The organism is Amycolatopsis roodepoortensis (assembly GCF_014873915.1).
Classification (GTDB): domain Bacteria; phylum Actinomycetota; class Actinomycetes; order Mycobacteriales; family Pseudonocardiaceae; genus Amycolatopsis; species Amycolatopsis roodepoortensis.
The window spans coordinates 1,702,240-1,722,738 of sequence record NZ_JADBEJ010000005.1; the positions used below are offsets into that span (position 1 = coordinate 1,702,240).

Below are 20,499 nucleotides of genomic sequence, written 5' to 3' on the forward strand. Positions count from 1 at the left end.
GGTTGCATCTTACTACCGAACTCCTCTACCGTCCGTTGGTAGCAACTTGAAACCATCTGGAGGGTTCGTGCACTGCGGTGTCGTCCTGTTGTTCGCCGTGGCCGCCGGGACGGCCGTCGCCACGATCTACTTCGCGCAGCCGTTGCTCGTCACGATGGGCGCCGACCTCGGCATCGCCACGTCGACCGTCGGCGGCATCGTCACGCTCACGCAGCTCGGCTACGGCCTCGGCCTGTTCCTGCTGGTCCCGCTCGGTGACCTGCTCGACCGGCGGCGGCTCGTCACCGGTCAGCTTGCCCTGCTGGCGATCGCCGAACTCGTCGCCGCGACGGCCGCGAACGGCGTGGTGCTGTTCGCCGGGATGGCGGCGATCGGTGTGCTCGCCGTCGTCACGCAGCTCCTGGTCGCGTTCGCCGCGTCGCTCGCGGATCCCGGCGAACGCGGACGCGTGGTCGGTCTCGTGACGACCGGAGTCGTCCTCGGGATCCTGCTCGCGCGCACGGTGTCCGGCACGCTGGCCGATCTCGCGGGCTGGCGCGCGGTGTACGTCGTGTCCGCGGGCGTGACCGTACTGATCGCGATCGTCCTGTATCGCGTACTTCCCGCCACGCCCCCGGCAAAGTCCATGGACTACGGGCGATTGCTGCGGTCCACGTGGTCGCTTTTCGTCGAGGAGCCCGTCTTCCGGACGCGCGGCACGCTCGCGTTGCTGATCTTCGCCGCCTTCGGCACCTTGTGGAGCTCAGTCGCCCTGCCACTCAGCGAGGACGGCTTGTCGCACACCGCCATCGGCGCGTTCGGGCTGGCCGGGGCCGCGGGCGCGCTGGCGGCGGCGCCCGCCGGACGGCTCGCCGATCGCGGCCGCGCGCGGTGGACGACCGGTCTCGCCCTCGGCCTGCTCCTGCTTTCCTGGATACCGCTGGGTTTCACCCGCTCGTCACTATGGGCACTGGCAGCCGGCGCGATCCTGCTCGACCTCGCCGTCCAGGCCGTGCACGTCACGAGCCAGACCCTGATCTACCCGCTGCGCCCGGACGCCGGCAGCAGGCTGATCGGCGGCTACATGATCTTCTACTCCACCGGCAGCGGCCTGGGCGCCATCGGCTCGACCACCGTTTACGCCGTCGCGGGCTGGACCGGCGTCTGCCTGCTCGGTGCGGCGTTCAGCGTGGCGGCGCTCGCGGTGTGGAGGGTCAGAGACGCTCGATGATCGTGACATTCGCCGTTCCGCCGCCCTCGCACATCGTCTGCAACCCGTAGCGCCCGCCTCGCCGCTCGAGTTCGTGCAGCAGGGTCGCGAACAGCTTGGTGCCGGTCGCCCCGATGGGATGGCCGAGCGCGATCCCGCCGCCGTTGACGTTGACGCGGTCCGGATCGGCGCCGGTCTCCTCGATCCACGCCAGGACGACACTCGCGAACGCCTCGTTGACCTCGAACAGGTCGATGTCGTCGATGCTCAGCCCGGTCTTTCGCAGCGCGTGCGCGGTCGCCGGGATGGGCCCGGTCAGCATCCACACCGGATCCGCCGCCCGCACGGAAAGGTGATGGATCCGGGCGCGGGGGGTGAGACCGTGTTCCTCGACGAACTTCTCCGACGCGATGAGCGCCGCGCTGGCGCCGTCCGAGATCTGGCTGGCCACGGCGGCGGTGATCCGCGAACCCTCGCTCAGCGGTTTCAGCCCGGCCATCCGTTCCAACGTGGTGTCGCGCCTGGGCCCCTCGTCCAGGGCGGCACCGGCGAACGGCGTGATCTCGGCGGCGAAGCGTCCTTCGTCGATGGCCGCGATCGCACGCTGATGGCTGCGGAAGGCGAACTCCTCCATCGCCTCACGGGTCAGATCCCAGTGCTCGGCGATCATGTCGGCACTGCGGAACTGCGACACCTCGACGCTGCCGTACCGCTCCTGCCAGCCCTTCGAGCCGGAGAACGGGTCTTCGAAGCCGTACTCGTGTCCGGCCAGCATCGCCGCGCTGATCGGGATGGCGCTCATGTTCTGCACTCCGCCGGCGAGAACGAGGTCCATTGTCCCGGACAGCACCGCCTGCGCGGCGAAGTGCACCGCCTGCTGGCTCGACCCGCATTGCCGGTCGATCGTCACCCCCGGCACGTGGTGCCCGAAGCCCGCCGCGAGCCACGCCGTGCGCGCGATGTTCCCGGATTGCGGGCCGAGCGTGTCGCAGCAGCCGAGGATGACGTCGTCGACCAGGTCGGCCTCGACGCCGGTCCGCTCGACCACGGCCTGGATGACGTGCGCACCGAGGTCGGCGGAATGGACACCGCTGAGCGCTCCCCCACGTTTGCCGACGGGGGTCCGGACCGCGTCCAGGACATAAGCTTCAGCCACGCCGCCTCCTCTTGGTCGCGATGCCGTCCAGCAGGATCCCGAGGTACTGCTGTGCGACGTCGTCCGCGCTCAGCGTGCCGCCGGGGTTGTACCAGCGCACCGCCACCCAGACGGTGTCGCGGATGAACCGGTAGGTGAGTTCGACGTCGAGATCCTCGCGGAACACGCCTGCCGCGATGCCGTCGGTGAGGATCCCGTTCCACAGTTTGCGGAATTCGGTGTTGCGATCGTTGAGGTAGTCGAACCGCGGCAACTGCATCAGGTGCTTCGCCTCGGACTGGTAGATCGCCACCTCGGCGGGCCGCCGGTGAATGGATTCGAACGACGCCACCACGACGGCTTCGAGCGTTTCCCGCGGGCCTTTCCCTTCCGCGACGATCTCGGCGTAGGCGCCGAAGAGTTCGTCGAGGAACCCGGTGAGGATCTCGTCGGCCATCGACTCCTTCGAGTCGAAATGGTGATAGAGACTGCCCGAAAGGATGCCCGCCGCGTCCGCGATGTCCCGCACGGTGGTGGAGACGTAACCGCGCTCGGCGAACAGCTTCGCCGCCAGGGCGAGCAGTTCGGCGCGGCGGGACCCTGGGCTGGCTTTCATTACTACCTCACGCATGCTGGGAACTCACGGACACAACCTCACCGGTGAGGTACGACGAGTACTCACTGGCGAGGAACACCATCACATTCGCCACTTCCCACGGTTCCGCCGCCCTCCCCGACACCTCGCGCGAGGTGAGTTCGGTGAGCAGTTCCTCGCTGGTCACCTTGGCCAGGAACGGATGCATCGCCAGGCTCGGCGCGACGGCGTTGACCCGGATGCCGTGTTCGGCGACGTCGACGGCCGAACACCGGGTGAGCGCCATGACCCCCGCCTTCGCGGCCGCGTAGTGGGCCTGCCCGGCCTGCGCGCGCCAGCCGATCACCGACGCGTTGTTGACGATCACCCCGCCGTCGCCTTGGGCGATGAACCGGTTCACCGCGGCCCGCGTCGCCCGGAAGGTACCGTTGAGGGTCACGTCGATGACCCGCGCCCATTCGTCGTCCGTCATGTCCACAATGGACTTCGTGCCGCCGAGCCCGGCATTGTTGATCAGCACGTCGATCCGGCCGTAGTGCGCCGCGGCCCCGTCGATGAGCGCCCGCACCTGGTCTTCCTGGGTGACGTCGCAGGGGATCGCGTGGACGTCGCCGAGTTCGGCCGCCTTCTCGCCGAGGCGCCGCTCGTGCCAGTCGCTGATCACGACACGGGCGCCTTCCTCCAGCGCGCGTTTCGCCACCGCGGAACCGATCCCGGTGCCGGCCGCCGCCGTCACCACGACCACCTTGTCCCGCAGGAGGTTCGCCCCCTCGGGGTACTTCGGCACCGGGATCACGGGCGTACCTCCCTTGGCAGGCCGAGCACCCGCTCGGCGATGACGTTGCGCTGGATCTCGTTGGAGCCGCCGTAGATCGTGTCGGCCCGGGTGAAGAGGAACAGCCGTTGCCAGGCGTCGAGCCCGTCTTCCACGAGCATGCCTCGCGCGCCGCGGACGAGCATCGCGAGCTCCCCGAGGTCACGATGCCAGTTCGCCCAGACCAGTTTGGACACCTCCGCGACGCCGGGCGACGAGTCGCCGAGCGTGCGGATCGCCTGCGCCCGCATGACCTCCAGGCCGACCCAGGCGCGGTCGATCCGTTCGGCGATCACCGGGTCGTCCGGCGCGATCCTGGTGAGTTCTTCGAGTTCCCGGCGGAACCCGACCTGTTGCCCGAGCGTCGCGACGCCGCGCTCGAACGCGAGCGTGCCCATCGCCACCCGCCAGCCGTCACCGGGTTCGCCGACGACGAGGTCTTTCGCGGTTCGGGCGCCGTCGAAGAAGACTTCGTTGAACTCGGAGGTCCCGGTGAGCTGCCGGATCGGGCGGACCTCGACGCCGGGCTGGTTCATCGGGACGAGCAAATAGGACAGTCCTTTGTGGCGTTTCGATCCGGGTTCGGTGCGCGCCAGCACGAAACACCAGTCGGCCACGTGCGCGAGCGACGTCCACACCTTCTGGCCGTTCAGCACCCACTCGTCGCCTTCGAGGGTCGCCGTGGTCGACACGGCGGCGAGGTCGGATCCGGCGCCGGGTTCGGAATAGCCCTGGCACCACAGTTCCTCGACGGCCAGGATCGACGGCAGGAAACGCTTCCGCTGTTCCGGCGAGCCGAACGCGATCAGGGTCGGGCCGAGGAGTTCCTGCGCCAGGTGACTGACCCTCGCCGGTGCGCCCGCTCGCGCGTACTCCTCGTGGAACACGACCTGCTGTTCGAGTGTCGCGCCCTGTCCGCCGTGCTCGACCGGCCAGCCGACGCAGGTCCAACCCCCCGCCGCGAGCCGCCGCTCCCACTCCACGCGTTCGTCGAAGGCCTCGTGCTCCCGGCCGGGACCGCCCAGACCGCGCAGTTCCGGCGGCAGGTTCTCCGCCAGCCAGGTGCGCACGCGGTCACGGAAACCGTCTTGGGCCACGCCTGCCTCCTCTAGCCAAACCAGAGCCTGCTGCGTAGGCTACCCTACCAAGCACTTGCTAGGGAGACTTCGATGACTGAAGGAACCATCCCGGCGGCGCTCGACAGGGCCGCGGAGCGCTTCGCCGCGCGGGAAGCGCTGGTCGACGGCGAAGTCCGGCTCACCTATGCCGAACTCGCCCGGCGGGTGCGCCAGGCCGCGCGGTTCTTCGAGGGCCACACGCGGGTCGCGATCTGCTCCCCCAACACCTGGCACTGGGTCGTCGCGGGGCTCGGCGCGCTGTACGCCGGAGCGACGCTGATCCCGGTCAACACCCGCTTCACCGCCCGCGAGACCATCGACGTCCTCGAGCGCGCGAAGGTGTCCGCGCTGGCGATCACCGGCACGTTCCTCGGCACGGACCGGCTGGCGGATCTCGGTTCCTCCCGCCCCGGCACCGTCCTGCGCATCCCGGTCGAAGGCGCCGAAGAACCCGTCGATGGCGTCTCGGAGTGGGACGCGCTCGACGGTCTCGACAGTGATTTCGTCAGTCCCGCGAAACCGGACGACGTCAGCGACATCCTGTTCACCTCCGGGACCACCGGCCGCAGCAAGGGCGCGATGAGCAGCCACCGGCAGGCGCTGAGCGTCGCCGAGGCCTGGGCCGGCTGCGGCGGCCTGACCGAGGAGGACCGCTACCTCGTCATCAACCCGTTCTTCCACAGCTTCGGTTACAAGGCGGGGATTCTCGCGGCCATCCTGCGCGGCGCGACGATCCTGCCGCAACGCACCTTCGACGTCCGGGAAACCCTGCGCCTCGTCGAAACCGAGCGGATCACCGTGCTCCCCGGCGCGCCGACGATCTACCAGGTCCTGCTGGACGCGCCCGAACGCGGGAACCACGACCTGTCCAGCCTCCGGCTCGCCGTCACCGGCGCCGCCACCGTGCCGGTCGCGTTGGTCGAGCGGATGCGGACCGAGCTGGGTTTCGACACCGTGCTCACCGCGTACGGGCTCACCGAGGCCGTGGTGGCCACGATGTCCCGCCCCGAAGACGACGCGAAACTGGTGGCACATTTCTCCGGCCGCGCGACGGCCGGGTTCGAGGTGAAGCTCGGCGAACACGACGAAGTCCTGCTGCGCGGGCCGAACGTGATGCTCGGTTATCTCGACGATCCGGACGCCACCGCGGAAGCCATCGACGCCGAAGGCTGGTTGCACACCGGCGACGTGGGCGTGCTCAACGAGCGCGGCTATCTGCGGATCGTCGACCGGATCAAGGACATGTATGTCTGCAAGGGTTTCAACGTCTACCCGGCCGAGATCGAGCAGGCACTCGGCTGGCTGGACGGTGTGGCGGAATCCGCGGTGATCGGTGTTCCCGACGCGGTGTACGGCGAGGCGGGCAAGGCCTACATCCGGCTTCGCCCCGGCGCTGAACTGTCCACTGAGGACGTCCTGGCGCACTGCAAAGCCAATCTGGCCAACTACAAGCTTCCCCGATACATCGAGTTCGTGGCCGAGCTTCCGCGGAATCTGTCGGGGAAGGTGCTGAAACGCGTGTTGCGGGAGGAGAACGGATGACCGTCGAGTACGAGCGACGCGGGCCGGTGGCCGTCGTCACGATGAACCGGCCGGAGTACCGGAACGCGCAGAACTCGGCGATGACCTACGCGCTCGACGCGGCGTTCGCCCGCGCCGTCGACGATCCCGAGGTCAAGGTGATCGTGCTGGCCGGCGCCGGGAAGCACTTCTCCGCCGGGCACGACATCGGGACGCCGGAGCGCGACGTGGACGTCTCGTTCGAGCGCAAGGCCGTCCTGTGGTGGGACCATGTCGGCGCCGAGGGCGGCGATCAGCGGTTCGCCCGCGAGTCCGAGGTTTACCTCGGTATGTGCCGCCGGTGGCGCGAGATCCCGAAGCCGACCATCGCGAGCGTGCAGGGCGCGTGCATCGCGGGCGCGCTGATGCTGGCGTGGGTGTGCGACATGATCGTCGCCTCCGACGACGCGTTCTTCGCCGATCCTGTGGTGCGCATGGGGATTCCCGGTGTCGAGTACTTCGCGCACCCCTGGGTCCTCGGTCCGCGCGCGGCCAAGGAAGTGTTGTTCACCGGTGAGCGTTTCACGGCGCAGCAGGCTAGGGAATGGGGCATGCTGAACCGCGTCGTCCCTCGCGCCGACCTCGAAACCGAGACGATGGCGCTGGCGGAGAAGATCGCGGTGATGCCGCGGATGGGGCTCGCGCTCGCCAAGAAGGCCGTGAACCAGGCGGAAGACCTGATGGGTCTTCGGTCCGGAATGGACTCCGTGTTCGGGCTGCACCACTTCGCGCACGCACACAACGCCGAGGTTTCCGGCGGCGACTCGCTGGGCGGGCAGGACGCGCGCTCGATGCGGGACGCGAGTTCGTGATGAACCTCGACCTGGACGAGCGGACGCTCGCCTTCCGTGACGAAGCCCGTGCCTGGCTCGCCGCGAACGTTCCCGCCGAGCCGCTGAAATCATTCGACACCGCCGAGGGGTTCGCGCAGCACCGCGAGTGGGAATCCCGGTTGGCCGACGCCCGGTGGTCCGTCGTCTCGTGGCCGCGCGAGTTCGGCGGGCGGGACGCGAGCCTGCTGGAGTGGGTGCTCTTCGAGGAGGAGTACTACGCGGCGGGTGCGCCGTTGCGGGTCAACCAGAACGGCATCTTCATGCTCGCGCCCACGCTGTTCTCCCATGGCACGGAAGAACAGCAAGCCCGCATCCTGCCGAAGATGGCGCGCTCCGAGGAGGTCTGGGCGCAGGCTTGGTCGGAACCCGATGCGGGCAGCGACATCGCCGCTCTGCGCAGCACCGCGACCCGCTGCGACGGCGGCTGGCGGGTCAGCGGGCAGAAGACGTGGAGCTCGCGGGCGACGTTCGCCGACCGCGCGTTCGGCCTGTTCCGTAGTGACCCGGAGTCGTTGCGGCACAAGGGACTCACCTATCTGATGGTGGATCTGCGCGCCGAGGGCGTCACCGTCCGGCCGATCCCTCAGCTGGACGGCGAACCGGGGTTCGCCGAGCTCTTCTTCGACGACGTCTTCGTCCCCGACGAGGACGTGATCGGCGCGCCGGGCGAGGGCTGGCGGGTCGCGATGACAACGGCGAACAACGAACGCGGCCTGTCCCTGCGCAGCCCCGGCCGGTTCCTCGCCGCGGCCGATCGGCTGGTCTCGCTCTGGAACGACGCCGGGCGTCCGGCGCACACCGCGGACCGGGTCGCCGACGCGTGGATCGGCGCGCGGGCTTACCAGCTGTACACCTTGGGCACGGTCACCCGGCTTTCCGAAGGCGCCGAGCTCGGCCCGGAATCGAGTGTCAACAAGCTGTTCTGGTCGCACCTCGACGTCGCCCTGCACGAAACGGCGCTCGACATCCTCGGCCCGGACGCCGAACTGCGAGGCGCCTGGAGCGACGGCTGGCTGTTCTCCCTGGCCGGGCCGATCTACGGCGGGACCGACCAGATCCAGCGGTCCATCGTCGCCGAACGGCTGCTCGGCCTGCCGAAGGGGGCTCGATGAGGTTCGCACTCTCCGGCGAGCAGGAGCAGTTCTCCCGCAGCCTGCACGATCTTCTGTCCGGTGTGGACACCGATTCGGCGAACCGGTCCTGGGCGGCGGGCGATCACGGCCCCGGCCTCAAGATCTGGCGGCGGCTGGCGGAACTCGGCGTGACCGCGCTGGCGGTCCCCGAGAAGTACGACGGTCTCGGCGCCACACCGGTGGATCTGGCCGTCGGCTTCGAACGGCTCGGTTACCACTGCGCTCCTGGGCCGTGGACCGACACCGTGGCCGTCCTGCCGTCCCTGCTCGACGACGAACTGCTGACTTCGGTCGCGTCCGGCGAGACGCTGGCGTCGGTGGCTTTCACGCCACATGTGCCGTACGCCTTGGATTCCGACGTCGCGGACGCGCGGCTCGCCGTCGAGAACGGCAGGTTGCGCGCGTTCACCCCGGGCGCACTTTTGTCCTCTGTGGACGGTTCACGCCGGCTGTTCCCACCGGTGGCCGGGGACGACCTCGGCACGGCGCTGGACGCGGAGCGCGCGTTCGAACTGGGCTGTCTCGCCACCGCGGCGCAACTCCTCGGCGCGGGACGGTGGCTACTCGACACGTCGGTCGCCTATGCCGCGCAACGCAAGCAGTACGGCCGCGAGATCGGCGGGTACCAAGCGGTCAAACACCTGCTCGCCGACGTCGCGACCGCGCTCACGCTGGCCGAGCCGCTGTTGTTCGGCGCGGCCGTCACCCTGGACCGGCGTGACGTCTCCGCGGCCAAGGTGGCGTGCGGCGACGCCGCGCATCTCGCCGCCCGCACCGGGCTGCAGGTGCACGGCGCGATCGGCTACACCGCGGAACACGCGCTCGGCCTGCGGCTGACCAGGGTCCGCGCGCTGGTCGGCGCCTGGGGAACGCCGCGATTCCACCGGGAGCGGGTGCTGTCATGACGTTCACCGCCGAACAGGACGCGCTGCGCGACAGCGTGCGGAAACTGCTGGACCGGGAAGCGGATCCCTGGCCCGAGCTGTGCGAGCAGATCGGGGTGGCGGCGCTGGCCGTTCCCGAGCGGTTCGGCGGGCTCGGCGCCGGGACGACGGAACTGCAGGTGGTCGCCGAAGAACTGGGCAGGATCCTCGCCGACGTCCCGTTCCTCGGCTCGGCCGTGCTCGCCGTGCACGCCGTCCTGGCCACGGGCAACGACGAGGCTTGCGAACGGCTGCTTCCCCGACTCGCCGAAGGTGTCGTCGGCGCGGTGGCCTGGACCGACGCCGAAGGTCGCTGGGATGCTCCCGCCTGCCGCGCCGACGATTCCGTGGTGGAGGGTGAGGCGCACTACGTCCTCCATGGTGACGAGGCCGAGATCCTGCTGGTCGTGGCCGGCGATTCGCTGTACGAAGTCACCGATGCGCGGCGAGAACGGACTCCGGCGATGGACGAAACCCGGCGGCTCGCGCGGGTTCGTTTCGACGGTGCCCCCGCCCGGCTGATCGGCCCCGTCGACCTCGGCGCGCTGCGGGACGTCGCGTGCGCCGTCCTGGCCGCCGAACAGGCCGGGGCCGCGGCGCGGGCATTGGAGCTGACGGTGGAGTACAGCAAGCAGCGGCACCAGTTCGGCAGGCCGATCGGCGGATTCCAGGCGTTGAAGCATCGGATGGCCGATCTCCACGTCCTGGTGGAAACCGCGCGCTCGGCGGCCTACGCGGCTCCGGAGTCGAGCAGGCTGGCCGCGGTGGCCAAGGTGCACTGCTCGGAGGCGCTGGCGACGGTGGCGGGCGAGATGATCCAGCTGCACGGCGGGATCGCGATCACCTGGGAGCATCCGGCGCACCGCTATTTCAAGCGGGCGCATGGCGCGGCGCACCTGTTCGGCTCGCCCGGCGACCACCTCGGACGGGTGCGGCCGCCGTTATCGTGAGCCGGTGGAGTGCGCGATCTGTGCCAAGCACCGTGGCGAAGGCCCGCTGGTGGGGCCGGTCGTCTGGGCCGACGACAGGGTCGTCGTGTCGCACCGGCCTGGTGACTTCCCCGGTTATCTGTTCGTGGAGACCCGGCGGCATGTGGCGGCGCTGGACGAGCTGACCCCGGACGAGGTCGCGGCGGTCGCGCGAGTGGCCTGGTGCACGGCCAGGGGCCTGCGCGCGGAACTGGCTCCGGAGTACGTGTTCTCCGCCATCGCGGGACGCAGCGTCGCGCATTTCCATCAGCACGTTTTCGTGCGGTACCGGGGAACGCCCTCGGAGCTCGGGTGGATGGACGGTCCCTCGTGGACGGGCGCGCCGACCGTGGACATCGGGGCGCTGTGCGGCCGCCTGGCGGGCTACTTCTGATCCAGGAATCGGGTGATGGCGCGGATACGGTCACCGTCGAGGGTGAGGACCATCAGTCCGGCCGGTGTCTCACCGTGACGGCAGACGAAGGCGGGCTGGCCGTTGGCACGCGTCCGGGTCATGGTGAAACCCTCCACGGGAACGGCCATGGTGACGCGGAGGAAGCCCGCGATCGCCTCGCGACCGTGGTACTCGTGCGGCGCCGGCGGCATGGCGAGCCAGGCGTCGTCGGTGAGCAGGCCGAGGACGCCGTCGAGGTCGCCCACGGTGAACGCGTCGGCGAAGCGCCTGGTCAGCTCGCGTTCTTGCGGTGAGGGGCGGTGTGTCGTGCGGGCTCGATGCTTGTCGAGGGAGGCACGGGCGCGCTGGAGGATGCCTTTGACCGCCGTCTCGGTGGTGCCGAGCATGATCGCGACCTCCCCGGCGGGGAAGCACAGGACGTCCCGCAGGACGAGCGCGGCGGCTTGTCTCGGCGGGAGGAGCTGGAGCCCGGTGATGAAGGCGAGTTCGACGGCCTCCCTGGTGGTGTAGCGCGCTTCGGGGCCGGGCTCGCTGTCGGCGAGCTCGTCCGGATACGGCTGCAACCAGGTCACTTCACCGCGTCGGCTCGGCTCCGGCGGATCGAACGGCGGCACCGGCTCGGGCGGGCGACGGCGACCGGCGTCCCTCAGTGCGTTGAGGCAGCGGTTGGTGGCGATGCGGTACAGCCAGGTGCGAAGCGATGAGCGCCCCTCGAAGCCGTCGAGGCCGCGCCAGGCGGCCAGGAGCGTCTCCTGTACGGCGTCCTCGGCGTCGGTGAGGGAGCCGAGGATCCGGTAACAGTGCAGGTGGAGCTCGCGCCGATAGGTGTCGGCGAGCTCGCGAAACGCCTGCTCGTCCCTGCTGCTCACTGACCGTTCCTTTCGCGGCTGGAGTGGTGTCTGACTGGGTGAAGACCGACGAAAGGAACCATCATGACCAGTCCCGCCTTGGATGTCGCGCTCGCCTACCACCACGCGTGGACGGGCAAGGACTTCGAGAAGGCGATGACCTACGTCGCCGACGACATCGTCTGCCACACGCCCGGTGGACCGCTTTCCGGCGCTGGGGCGTTTCGCGGGTTCATGGGCCCGTTCACCGAGATCCTGACCGGCTCGACCCTGCTCTCGGCGTTCGGGGACGAGACGACCGCGTTGCTGATGTACGACACGGCGACCCTGCCGGTCGCGAGCGCGCCGGGGGCCGAGCTGCTGACGGTGCGGGAGGGGAAGATCGTGGAGCTGCGGATCGTGTTCGACCGGGCTCCTTTCGATGCGGCTCGGGAGGCTGCTGCGGGGTCTTAGCCGGTTGCTTGAAGGATCCCTTCTCTTGGCTCAGCGAAGGGAAGGGGCCTTCTTCCCGGGCGGGCGCGGGTGTCGCCGTCCGGTGTGGATCCTGTGGCTTCAGGGCGTTGTCCGTCGCATGGGATCCCGACCGGACGGAGCCTGGGCGCGCGGGGTCGTCGCCTGGCGTGCGCCCGGGGGCCGCCGGGACGGGGCCAACGCGTAGTTCTCTATCGGACGGCCCAACGGGACGGGCTCTGAGCGCGCCGGTGCCCCCGACATGGCGCACGTCCCGGTGTTGCAAGGGCGTGCCCACCGCGACTCCCGACCGGACGGGCCGTGGGCGCGCCCGCACCACCGTCCGGTTATTCCGGTGGGTCAGAAAAGGTGGCTACCGGCTTCACGCCAGACCGGGCTCTGGGCACATCGCCACCGCCCGGCGTGCTTCCGGGTGGCTCCAGGGCGTATTTCTGTACCGATCAGAAGGGTGGGGTGTCGTCGTCGGGTTGGGGTCGTGGGTCGTGGAGTGGTTCTGGGGTCGCGTGGTAGGTACGGCCGGTGGGGGTGGTGATGGTCATGCCGCCGTTGCTGGTGGGTTGGGCGCTCCAGCCGGGTTCTTCTTTGAGGTGGTTGTGGATGGTGCAGGCGGCGTGGCAGTTGTGGTGGTCGGTGTTGCCGTTCCGCGCCCAGGTGGTGATGTGGTCGATTTCGGAGAACTCCGCGGGCCGATGGCAGCCGGGGTGGGTGCATTCCCGGTCGCGGGCTTTGATCAGCCGGGCCAGTGACGCCGGGGACCGGTAGGTGCCGGGACTGGCTTCCAGCAGTTGCCCGGTGAACGGGTCGGTGATCAGCCGGGACCAGGTGGAGCCGGGGTCGGCGGCGATCTCGCGGGCGAGCCACCCGGGAACCGGTCCGTAGCCGGCGAGAGTCGCGGGATCCTCTCGGGCGCCGGTCAGGGTCAGCAAGTCGACATAGACATGGACATGCGCCCGCGGCGTGCCATGGCCATCCTCAGCCAGCAACCGCTCGGCGAAAATATCCGCCCGATGCTGATCCAACGTCCGGGACTGATCGGTCCGGCGGCGTTTCTTCGCCGCCTGGCTCAGTGACGCGTAGATCGAACTCGCCACCTCGGCCGGCAACCAGCCCGACAGCTTCGACATGGTCTCGTCCTCGTGCTCCAACGCCACATGCCGCAACGCACGCTTCTTCACGGCGCGGTCCCGGTAGCCGTCCGGGTCGAACTTCTGCACCGCGTGATCCACCGATCTCCGGATCGCGGTCGGGTCACGCCCGGCCAGACGCGTCGCCATCCACGCGTCCACCCGGGCGGCAACCTCATCCGACACCTCCCGGGTCAGCTGGGACACCTTCGACGCCTTGAACAGATCGATATCACCGTTCTCCAACGCCGCCAACGTGTTCGGCAACCGGGACACCAACGCACACGAGGTTTCGACCAACAGGAACGCCTGATTACGAGAGACCGAGAAGACCAGCGCGACCTCCTCGGTCACCGATCTTCGCGAACCACCCACCCCAGCGAAACCCGCTATCGAACGCACCTGCCGCCCCTGCGCACGACGCAACACAACCTCCTCGTCGTAGGCGGCATCAAGAAGACGAGCGGCTTTCGGATTAAAAGCAAAAGATGTGGTCATGACCAAGATCATACTCGAACATGCGTTCGAACGCCACTGAGTGCGGTGGGTGGTTCCACTGGCGAGTACGCCGCCTCTAGTCCAGCGACACTTTGGCGAACGCCTCGACAGGTTCGAGCCATCCCAGTGTCTACAGTGGCGTGTCATTGAGTTCGTGTGCAATGGCATCACGAGTGCACCACCCCAGTACCTGCCCCGGCGCCTGCCGTCGAGTTCGTCTGCGATGACATGAATACGGAAGCGGCTCCTAGAAGGACACTGGCGCCACAACCCCTTGGCGACCTCATCAGCGCGGATCGCAAAAACCGCCATACCCGTGGACAAAAGCAAAACCGACGGACACACGCCGCCGAACCAAAGCAATCACCGCTCATCGAGCGCTTGCCGCCACGCCCGCTCGAACTCCGCACCGCTGATCCTGTCCGCCACGAACTCCGGCTGCGCGTTGATCTCGGCAAGGGGCGGGACGGGGACCTCACCCAAACCGGTGCCGCCCACCTCGTCCTTGTCGTCGGCCCAACCGACCCTGCCGTCCCGGAACCGCTCCACTTTCCGGCACTCGTAACCATCGGAGCCGATCTCGCTGAGGATCTCCACCGGCTCCTCGCCGAAGTCGTGCGACCACACGACCCGCAGGTACCACATCATCACGCACCCAGGGTAGGGCCAACCCCAGCACGAACCCACCGGCGCACCGCATTCACCCGGTCCCGCCGCGGAACCAGACTCACAAAGGTGACCGCAAACCTCCGCACAGGCAGCGATTTCGCCCGTCTGTCCCGCCGCGTCAGCGAAGCGGGCCTCCTCGACCGCCGTCCCGGCTACTACGTCTTCCGCATCGGCCTGGTCGCCACCCTCTTCGTCTCCGGCTGGGTCGCCTTCTTCGCGATCGGGGATTCCTGGTGGCAGCTGGGGATCGCCGTCTTCCAGGCGGTGATGTTCGGCCAGATCGCGTTGCTGTCGCACGATCTCGCGCACCGTCAGGTGTTCCGCACCCGCCGCCCGAGCGAGATCGCCGGGCGGATCGCGGGGAACCTCGGTGTCGGCATGAGTTACGGCTGGTGGATGGACAAGCACACCCGCCACCACGCCAACCCCAACCACGAGGACCTCGACCCCGACGTCGATCCGGACATCCTCGTATGGTCGAAGGACCAGGCGCGGGCCAGCAAGGGGCTCCCCCGGTTCATCGGCCGCTACCAGGCGTTCCTGTTCTTCCCGCTGCTCACCCTCGAAGGCCTGAACCTGCACTTCTCCGGGATCCGCGCGGTGGCGAAGCCGGGCCTCCGGCGGCGCGGGCTCGAAGCGGCGTTGCTGCTGGCGCATTTCGCGCTCTACTTCAGCGCGTTGCTCGTGGTCCTCTCCCCCGGCAAAGCGCTCGTCTTCTTCATCGTCCACAAAGCACTGTGGGGTGTCTACATGGGATCGATCTTCGCACCCAACCACAAGGGCATGCCGATCCTGTCGGGCGACACCGAACTCGACTTCCTCCGCAAGCAGGTGCTCACGTCACGCAACGTCCGCGGCGGACGGATCGTCGACGTCGCGCTCGGCGGGCTCAACTACCAGATCGAGCACCATCTGTTCCCGAGCATGCCGTCACCGCATCTGCGCCGCGCCCGGCCCATCGTCCAACGCTACTGCGACGAGATCGGCGTCCCGTACCACGAGACCGGGCTCATCGAGTCGTACTCGCTCGCGTTGCGCAGCCTGCACGACGCCGGCGAGCCGATCAGAGCCAATCGTCGGGACGCGGCCAGGGCATGAGCGCGGTGAGCGCGTCCGTCACCGGCTCGGTCACCGTGTACCGCCCGCGATGGAACAGCAGCGGCCGATCGTCGGACGGTTCCCCGAGCGCGGTGACCCTGCCGACGACGACGTAATGGTCACCCGCCTCGTGCACGGCTTCGAGGGTACAGTCGATCCAGGTCAGAGCCCCGGTCAGCAAAGGGGATCCGGACGGGGCGGGGGTCCAGTCGACCGACGCGAACTTGTCCGCCCCCCGCGCGCCGAACACCGCGCTCACCTCTTGCTGATTTTCGGCGAGCACGTTGACGGCGAACCGGCCGGACTCGGCGAGCACCGCCCAGGTCCGGGAAGTCTTGGCAGGGCAGAAGAGTACCAGCGGCGGATCCAGCGAAAGCGCCGCGAACGACTGGCACGCGAAGCCCACCGGTGCGTTGCCGTCGTGCCCGGTCACCACCGCGACGCCCGTGCAGAAATGCCCGAGCACCGTGCGGAACCGCGCCGGATCGATGTCCGCGCCGAGGTCCGTCACCGGGGTCACGACTGCCCCGGCGGCCTGGCGCCGACTGAAAAGTCGTGTCCCCACAAGGAAACCGCCGTACTCTCTCGGGCGATCCAGCTCTCGTCGTCCACTTGACGCCCCTCGCAGCCGTATTCGACGTCGAAGCCACCGGGGGTCTTCATGTAGAACGAGAGCATCAGATCGTTGACGTGCCGCCCGAGGGTCGCCGACATCGGCACCTTACGGCGGATGGCCCGATCGAGGCAGAGGCCGACGTCGTCGGTGTTCTCCACTTCGACCATGAGGTGCACGATGCCGCTGGGTGTCGGCATCGGGAGGAACGCGAGACTGTGGTGCCGCGGGTTGCAGCCGAAGAACCGCAGCCACGCCGGAGCGCCGTCGGCCGGCCTGCCGACCATCTGCGGCGGCAGTTTCATCGAGTCCCGCAGCCGGAACCCGAGGACGTCACGGTAGAACCGCAGGGAAGCGTCATCGTCGTGAGTGGACAGGACGACGTGCCCGAGTCCTTGCTCGCCGGTCACGAACTTGTGCCCGTACGGGCTCACCACGCGCCGGTGCTGCAACGCGACGCCGTGGAACACTTCCAGCGTGTTGCCCGAAGGGTCCTCGAAGGACACCAGACCGTCGACCCGGCGGTCGGCCAGCTGATCCGGGGTTCCTTCCTTGTACGGCACCGAGTGCGCGTCGAGCGAAGCCCGGATCTCATCGAGTTCGCCGGCGTTGGCGACCTCCCAGCCCGCCACGGCGAGCCGGTCGTGTTCGCCGGGGAAGATCACGAGCCGCGCCGGGAAATCGTCCATGCGCAGGTAGAGCGCTTCCGGATTCGTGCCGGAACCCTCGACCATGCCGAGGACCTTCAGCCCGTATTCGCGCCACGCGGCCATGTCGGTGGCTTCGATACGGAGGTAGGCGAGCGATCGGATACCCATCAGGAGGCTCCCAGGAAGTCGAGTGCCAGCCGGTTGAATTCGTCGAACTTCTCCAGCTGCGCCCAGTGCCCGCAGCCACCGAACACGTGCAGCTGGGCACGCGGGATCGTCTTGAGCGCGAGCAGCGCGCCGTCGAGCGGATTGACGCGGTCTTCCCGGCCCCAGATCAGGAGCACGCGCTGCCGCAGGCGATGCGCCTCACGCCACAGCATGCCCTCTTCGTAGGTGTCGGGCTGGGCGAACGACTTGCCCATCGCCTTCATCGCGGCCAGCGACTCCGGCGCGCTCGCGGCGGCGAACCGCTCGTCGATCAGTTCGTCGGTGATCAGCGACTGGTCGTGCACCATGATCCGCAGGAAGGCTTCGAGCTTTTCGCGACTCGGCCCCGGCGGGGCACTGAACCGGCCCAGGTTCTTGATTCCTTCGGTGGGGTCGGGCGCGAACAGGTTGACGCTCAGCCCACCCGACCCCATCAGGACAAGGCGTCCGGCGCGTTTCGGGTGGTTGAGCGCGAGCCGTACGGAAGCCCCGCCGCCGAGCGAGTTGCCGACGAAATGCGCCCGCTCGATACCGAGTTCGTCCATGAGCCCGACCACGGCGTCCGCGCTGTGGCGGAAGTATTGGGGATGCTCGGTCGGCTTGTCCGACCGGCCGAACCCGGGCTGATCGATCGCCAGCGTCCGGTAATTCTTGCCGAACACCGGCAGGTTGCGGCCGAAGTTGCTCCACGCCGACGCGCCGGGCCCGCCGCCGTGCAACAGGATCACCGTCTCGGAATGTTCCGCGCCCGCCTCGTGGTAATGCAGCTTGAGTCCATCTCGGACAGTGACGTGCTTGCCTTCGGTCATCAGACCATCGCATTCTCGACGGGCAGCCCGAAGGCGCCGGTTCCGAACATGACGTAGGCGCGCTCCGCGTCGTTCGCCGCGTGCACCCGGCCGGCGTGGGCGTCGCGCCAGAACCGCTGGATCGGGGTTCCGGCCTGCAAGGCGCGGCCGCCGGAGTTCTCGAAGAGCCTGTCGATCGCGAAGATCGCGCGCTCGGTGCCGCGGACCTGATCACGCCGGACCCGCAGGCGGGTGGAGAACGGCAGCTTCTCCCCCTTGCACGCCAGCTGGTACAGCTCGTCGATGTTGTGCGTCAGCTGGAGCCAGGCCGCGTCGATCTCGCTCGCCGCCTCGGCGATCCGCACCTTGGCGAACGGGTCCTCTTTGGACTGTTCGCCCGCGTACGCCGCGCGGACCCGCTTGCCCTGGTACTCGACGTGCGCGTCGTAGGCGCCTTGCGCCATCCCGATGATCGGTGCGGTGATCGTGCTCGGATGCACCGAGCCGTACGGCAGCTTGTACAGCGGCCCGGGATTGATCTCCTGCCCCGGCGTCTTGCACTTCGACGTCGCGATGAAGCTGAGCGCGCGGTGCTTCGGCACGAAGACGTCGTTCACGATGATGTCGTTGGATCCGGTGCCGCGCAGGCCCACGGTGTCCCAGACGTCTTCGATCGTGTAGTCGGCGATCGGCACCAGGTACGTGCAGAAGTCGACGGGTTTCCCGTCCTTGAACACCGGCCCGCCCAGCAGCACCCAGGTCGCGTGGTCGCAGCCGGAGGAGAAGCTCCAGCGCCCGCTGAGCCGGTAGCCGCCGTCGACGACGTCCGCCTTGCCCATCGGCGCGTACGACGAGGAGATCCGGACGTCGGCGTCGTCACCCCAGACGTCCTGCTGAGCCTGCGCTTCGAACAGGCCGAGGTGCCACGGGTGGACGCCGAGGATGGAGGCGACCCAGCCGGTGGACCCGCACGCGCTCGCGACGAGTTTGACGGCGGTGTAGAAGCTCACCGGGTCGGCTTCGAGGCCACCGAACGTCTTCGGCTGCAGCAGTTTGAAGAACCCGGTCTCCTGCAGGGATTTGACGGACTCTTCGGGAACGCGCCTGGCGTCCTCCGCCTCCTGCGCCCGCTCCCGCAGGACCGGCAGCAGCTCCCGGATCCCCGCGATCACGTCCTGCGCGGCGTGCTCGCTCATATGCGTCCCTCTCTCGTGCTCGGTGAACCGATCCAAGACTAGAACACGTTCTCGTTTTTGTCGACCGATCCCCGGTCGAGGGCACTGTGCAGTCCGGCACGCCGACCGGAAAACACGCAGTCGGCCAGCGACAGACCGCTCACGTAGGACCTAGAACAGATTCCCACCGCGGTCCGGCCGGCCGCGTACAGCCCGCGGATCGGGGCGCCGGCAGCGGACCGCACCGCGCCGGTGTCCTCGTCCACGACCAGGCCGCCCAGCGTCAGCATCGGGCACGGATAGCCGAGGTTCGGCTTGATCGAGACGTCGATCAGCGAGTACGGCGCCCGGTCCAGCGGCCGCGCGAACTCCGCGGGCTTTCCCGTCGGATCCGCGCCGGACCTCGCCGCCTCGACACTGGCGGCCAGCCCGCCGGGATCGACGCCCGCCTTGCGCGCGACCTCGTCCAGCGACCCGGCGACGACGCGCTGCCGCAGCAGGTACCGCACCTGAAGTCCTTGGAACCATTGACTTTGCCCGCGCGCGTCCCGCCGGACCTCCTGGACGATGGCGTCGTCGACCAGCAGCCAGCCACGCCCTTCATGGCCGGTGATCATGCGTTCGCCGACGGCCGCCCCGTACCGGGACTCGTCGATGATGCGGCCACCGGTCTTGTCCACGAGCAGGCCGCCGAGGAACGCCGACGGCGGGGTGATGAACCGCCAGGCGGAGATCCGCCCGAGTTCCGCGGTGGCCCCGCCCGCCTCGACCCCCATGCGGATGCCGGAGCCGTCGTCGGCCGACGTCCCGAGCGCCAGCCCGCCGCGATACGCGGGCGCGTGCTCGCGCACCATCTCGCGGTTCGCGATGAACCCGCCCGCCGCGAGCACGACCCCGCGTGAGGCGGAAACCCGCAGTTCACGGCCGTAGCGACGCTCGATGCGTTCCACCCGCCGGTGCAGTGACTTCCGCAGCGAGGGCACGTAGATCCCCGGTTTGGCGGCATACGCCGACAGCCTCTGGTGCGCGGCTCGCACACGAGCGGGAGCGTCCCGCAGGGTGGACACGACGACGCCGGTCACGGCCCCGTCGGCGTCCACGATCAGGTTTCGCGCCGCCGTCTGCGGCAAGACCTGGATCCCGCGGCTCCGGACCGCGTCGGCCAGGCGTTTCATCAGCAGTTTTCCCGAGGTGCCGGGCCCTTTGACGCGATGCCCGCGCGGCGCAGGCTTGGCGGCGTCGCGGAACCCGCCGGCCGCCTCGCTGCCCGAGTAGTACAGATAGTGCTTGTCGCTCGGATAAGACGTCTTGTACGGGCACAGACTGCCCTCGAACGGGACGCCGTTGCCTTCCAGCCACGAGATCATCTCCGTACTACCCGCGCAGAACCGCCGCAGGGTCTCCTCGGAGACGACGTCGCCGACCTCCAGGCGCAGGTAGTCGTACATCGCGTCGACACTGTCGTCGACGCCCGCGTCCCGCTGCTGCGCCGTCCCGCCCCCGGCGTAGACGACACCACCACTGACCGCGCTAGCGCCACCGCCGGAGAAGCGGTCCAGCACCAGTACCCGGGCACCGGCGTCGGCGGCCTCGATCGCCGCACAGGCGCCGGCCGCACCGAAACCCACGATCACCACATCCGCGACGAGGGAGTCCATGCCCCCACCCTAGAACT

The 20,499-nt window shown here is 68.9% G+C and carries 21 protein-coding genes; 9 read left to right on the top strand and 12 right to left on the bottom strand.

Translation table 11 applies throughout. From position 1 onward, the window contains the following. The first annotated feature begins 46 nt into the window (after positions 1-46). Positions 47-1,210, top strand: a complete 1,164-nt coding sequence (locus H4W30_RS27335) for an MFS transporter (RefSeq protein ID WP_225949884.1) — start codon at positions 47-49, stop codon at positions 1,208-1,210. Here the strand turns inward: H4W30_RS27335 and H4W30_RS27340 are convergent. From H4W30_RS27340 to H4W30_RS27355, 4 genes are read right to left on the bottom strand one after another with little or no spacing between them, the layout of a single operon-like run. Then, the gene (locus H4W30_RS27340) at positions 1,194-2,345 is read right to left on the bottom strand and encodes an acetyl-CoA C-acetyltransferase (RefSeq protein ID WP_192745453.1); all 1,152 of its coding nucleotides are present in this window, start codon (positions 2,343-2,345) and stop codon (positions 1,194-1,196) included. The genes H4W30_RS27335 and H4W30_RS27340 overlap by 17 nt on opposite strands. Beyond that, the gene (locus H4W30_RS27345; protein WP_034317213.1) at positions 2,338-2,940 is read right to left on the bottom strand and encodes a TetR/AcrR family transcriptional regulator; all 603 of its coding nucleotides are present in this window, start codon (positions 2,938-2,940) and stop codon (positions 2,338-2,340) included. The genes H4W30_RS27340 and H4W30_RS27345 overlap by 8 nt, the downstream gene beginning before the upstream one ends. Before the next feature lie 7 nt (positions 2,941-2,947). Further along, complete coding sequence (locus H4W30_RS27350) at positions 2,948-3,715, bottom strand: SDR family oxidoreductase (protein ID WP_192745454.1); 768 nt, start codon at positions 3,713-3,715, stop codon at positions 2,948-2,950. Then, entirely contained in the window at positions 3,712-4,830 is a 1,119-nt protein-coding gene (locus tag H4W30_RS27355; protein ID WP_192745455.1) for an acyl-CoA dehydrogenase family protein, read from the bottom strand. The genes H4W30_RS27350 and H4W30_RS27355 overlap by 4 nt, the downstream gene beginning before the upstream one ends. A 72-nt stretch (positions 4,831-4,902) precedes the next feature. On the opposite strand from H4W30_RS27355, the gene H4W30_RS27360 reads away from it, so the two are divergent. The 6 genes from H4W30_RS27360 to H4W30_RS27385 are packed head-to-tail and all read left to right on the top strand — an operon-like array spanning position 4,903 to position 10,662. Next, positions 4,903-6,393: a FadD3 family acyl-CoA ligase gene (locus H4W30_RS27360; protein WP_192745456.1), complete on the top strand. Its 1,491-nt coding sequence runs from the start codon at positions 4,903-4,905 to the stop codon at positions 6,391-6,393. Beyond that, positions 6,390-7,223, top strand: coding sequence for an enoyl-CoA hydratase (locus tag H4W30_RS27365; protein WP_192745457.1), 834 nt, complete (start codon positions 6,390-6,392; stop codon positions 7,221-7,223). Before H4W30_RS27360 ends, H4W30_RS27365 begins: the two co-directional genes overlap by 4 nt. Continuing rightward, the gene (locus H4W30_RS27370; protein WP_192745458.1) at positions 7,223-8,356 is read left to right on the top strand and encodes an acyl-CoA dehydrogenase family protein; all 1,134 of its coding nucleotides are present in this window, start codon (positions 7,223-7,225) and stop codon (positions 8,354-8,356) included. Before H4W30_RS27365 ends, H4W30_RS27370 begins: the two co-directional genes overlap by 1 nt. Beyond that, positions 8,353-9,282, top strand: coding sequence for an acyl-CoA dehydrogenase family protein (locus H4W30_RS27375; protein ID WP_192745459.1), 930 nt, complete (start codon positions 8,353-8,355; stop codon positions 9,280-9,282). The genes H4W30_RS27370 and H4W30_RS27375 overlap by 4 nt, the downstream gene beginning before the upstream one ends. Next, entirely contained in the window at positions 9,279-10,250 is a 972-nt protein-coding gene (locus H4W30_RS27380) for an acyl-CoA dehydrogenase family protein (RefSeq protein ID WP_192745460.1), read from the top strand. Before H4W30_RS27375 ends, H4W30_RS27380 begins: the two co-directional genes overlap by 4 nt. Before the next feature lie 4 nt (positions 10,251-10,254). Then, complete coding sequence (locus tag H4W30_RS27385) at positions 10,255-10,662, top strand: HIT family protein (RefSeq protein WP_318780680.1); 408 nt, start codon at positions 10,255-10,257, stop codon at positions 10,660-10,662. On the opposite strand, the gene H4W30_RS27390 is transcribed toward H4W30_RS27385, so the two are convergent. Then, positions 10,653-11,552 (bottom strand): RNA polymerase subunit sigma-70, encoded by a 900-nt coding sequence (locus H4W30_RS27390; RefSeq protein ID WP_192745462.1) that lies wholly within the window; start codon positions 11,550-11,552, stop codon positions 10,653-10,655. The two genes, H4W30_RS27385 and H4W30_RS27390, sit on opposite strands and share 10 nt — an antisense overlap. A gap of 63 nt (positions 11,553-11,615) precedes the next feature. Between H4W30_RS27390 and H4W30_RS27395 the strand changes: the two genes are divergently transcribed. Then, positions 11,616-11,984 carry a nuclear transport factor 2 family protein gene (locus H4W30_RS27395; protein ID WP_192745463.1) on the top strand — a complete coding sequence of 123 codons (369 nt, stop codon included), beginning with the start codon at positions 11,616-11,618 and terminating at the stop codon, positions 11,982-11,984. Between the two features lie 458 nt (positions 11,985-12,442). Here the strand turns inward: H4W30_RS27395 and H4W30_RS27400 are convergent, their stop codons facing one another. Both H4W30_RS27400 and H4W30_RS27405 read right to left on the bottom strand, forming a co-directional pair. After that, positions 12,443-13,480, bottom strand: coding sequence for an HNH endonuclease signature motif containing protein (locus tag H4W30_RS27400; RefSeq protein ID WP_378234200.1), 1,038 nt, complete (start codon positions 13,478-13,480; stop codon positions 12,443-12,445). A gap of 507 nt (positions 13,481-13,987) precedes the next feature. Beyond that, the gene (locus H4W30_RS27405; RefSeq protein ID WP_225950346.1) at positions 13,988-14,272 is read right to left on the bottom strand and encodes a DUF6881 domain-containing protein; all 285 of its coding nucleotides are present in this window, start codon (positions 14,270-14,272) and stop codon (positions 13,988-13,990) included. An 87-nt stretch (positions 14,273-14,359) separates the two neighbouring features. Here H4W30_RS27405 and H4W30_RS27410 point away from each other — a divergent pair, with 87 nt between their 5' ends. Further along, a complete protein-coding gene (locus tag H4W30_RS27410; RefSeq protein ID WP_192745464.1) occupies positions 14,360-15,391 on the top strand; it encodes a fatty acid desaturase family protein in 1,032 nt (343 codons plus the stop codon). Here H4W30_RS27410 and hsaB read toward each other — a convergent pair. The 5 genes from hsaB to H4W30_RS27435 are packed head-to-tail and all read right to left on the bottom strand — an operon-like array spanning position 15,357 to position 20,482. Continuing rightward, positions 15,357-15,911 carry a 3-hydroxy-9,10-secoandrosta-1,3,5(10)-triene-9,17-dione monooxygenase reductase subunit gene (gene hsaB, locus H4W30_RS27415; protein WP_192745465.1) on the bottom strand — a complete coding sequence of 185 codons (555 nt, stop codon included), beginning with the start codon at positions 15,909-15,911 and terminating at the stop codon, positions 15,357-15,359. The genes H4W30_RS27410 and hsaB overlap by 35 nt on opposite strands. Further along, positions 15,908-16,822 (bottom strand): iron-dependent extradiol dioxygenase HsaC, encoded by a 915-nt coding sequence (gene hsaC / locus H4W30_RS27420; RefSeq protein ID WP_125785496.1) that lies wholly within the window; start codon positions 16,820-16,822, stop codon positions 15,908-15,910. The genes hsaB and hsaC overlap by 4 nt, the downstream gene beginning before the upstream one ends. Next, a complete protein-coding gene (hsaD, locus tag H4W30_RS27425; protein WP_192745466.1) occupies positions 16,822-17,670 on the bottom strand; it encodes a 4,5:9,10-diseco-3-hydroxy-5,9,17-trioxoandrosta-1(10),2-diene-4-oate hydrolase in 849 nt (282 codons plus the stop codon). The genes hsaC and hsaD overlap by 1 nt, the downstream gene beginning before the upstream one ends. Continuing rightward, positions 17,670-18,845: a 3-hydroxy-9,10-secoandrosta-1,3,5(10)-triene-9,17-dione monooxygenase oxygenase subunit gene (hsaA, locus tag H4W30_RS27430; protein WP_192745467.1), complete on the bottom strand. Its 1,176-nt coding sequence runs from the start codon at positions 18,843-18,845 to the stop codon at positions 17,670-17,672. The genes hsaD and hsaA overlap by 1 nt, the downstream gene beginning before the upstream one ends. 38 nt (positions 18,846-18,883) lie before the next feature. Continuing rightward, a complete protein-coding gene (locus H4W30_RS27435; protein ID WP_192745468.1) occupies positions 18,884-20,482 on the bottom strand; it encodes an FAD-binding protein in 1,599 nt (532 codons plus the stop codon). Positions 20,483-20,499: the final 17 nt, after the last annotated feature.

Bases quoted from the DNA above. Each gene is read 5' to 3' on its own strand.
- H4W30_RS27345 (WP_034317213.1), bottom strand. From the start codon at position 2,940: ATGAAAGCCAGCCCAGGGTCCCGCCGCGCCGAACTGCTCGCCCTGGCG.
- H4W30_RS27360 (WP_192745456.1), top strand. From the start codon at position 4,903: ATGACTGAAGGAACCATCCCGGCGGCGCTCGACAGGGCCGCGGAGCGC.
- H4W30_RS27365 (WP_192745457.1), top strand. From the start codon at position 6,390: ATGACCGTCGAGTACGAGCGACGCGGGCCGGTGGCCGTCGTCACGATG.
- H4W30_RS27370 (WP_192745458.1), top strand. From the start codon at position 7,223: ATGAACCTCGACCTGGACGAGCGGACGCTCGCCTTCCGTGACGAAGCC.
- H4W30_RS27375 (WP_192745459.1), top strand. From the start codon at position 8,353: ATGAGGTTCGCACTCTCCGGCGAGCAGGAGCAGTTCTCCCGCAGCCTG.
- H4W30_RS27380 (WP_192745460.1), top strand. From the start codon at position 9,279: ATGACGTTCACCGCCGAACAGGACGCGCTGCGCGACAGCGTGCGGAAA.
- H4W30_RS27395 (WP_192745463.1), top strand. From the start codon at position 11,616: ATGACCAGTCCCGCCTTGGATGTCGCGCTCGCCTACCACCACGCGTGG.
- H4W30_RS27405 (WP_225950346.1), bottom strand. From the start codon at position 14,272: ATGATGTGGTACCTGCGGGTCGTGTGGTCGCACGACTTCGGCGAGGAG.
- hsaC (WP_125785496.1), bottom strand. From the start codon at position 16,822: ATGGGTATCCGATCGCTCGCCTACCTCCGTATCGAAGCCACCGACATG.
- hsaD (WP_192745466.1), bottom strand. From the start codon at position 17,670: ATGACCGAAGGCAAGCACGTCACTGTCCGAGATGGACTCAAGCTGCAT.
- hsaA (WP_192745467.1), bottom strand. From the start codon at position 18,845: ATGAGCGAGCACGCCGCGCAGGACGTGATCGCGGGGATCCGGGAGCTG.
- H4W30_RS27435 (WP_192745468.1), bottom strand. From the start codon at position 20,482: ATGGACTCCCTCGTCGCGGATGTGGTGATCGTGGGTTTCGGTGCGGCC.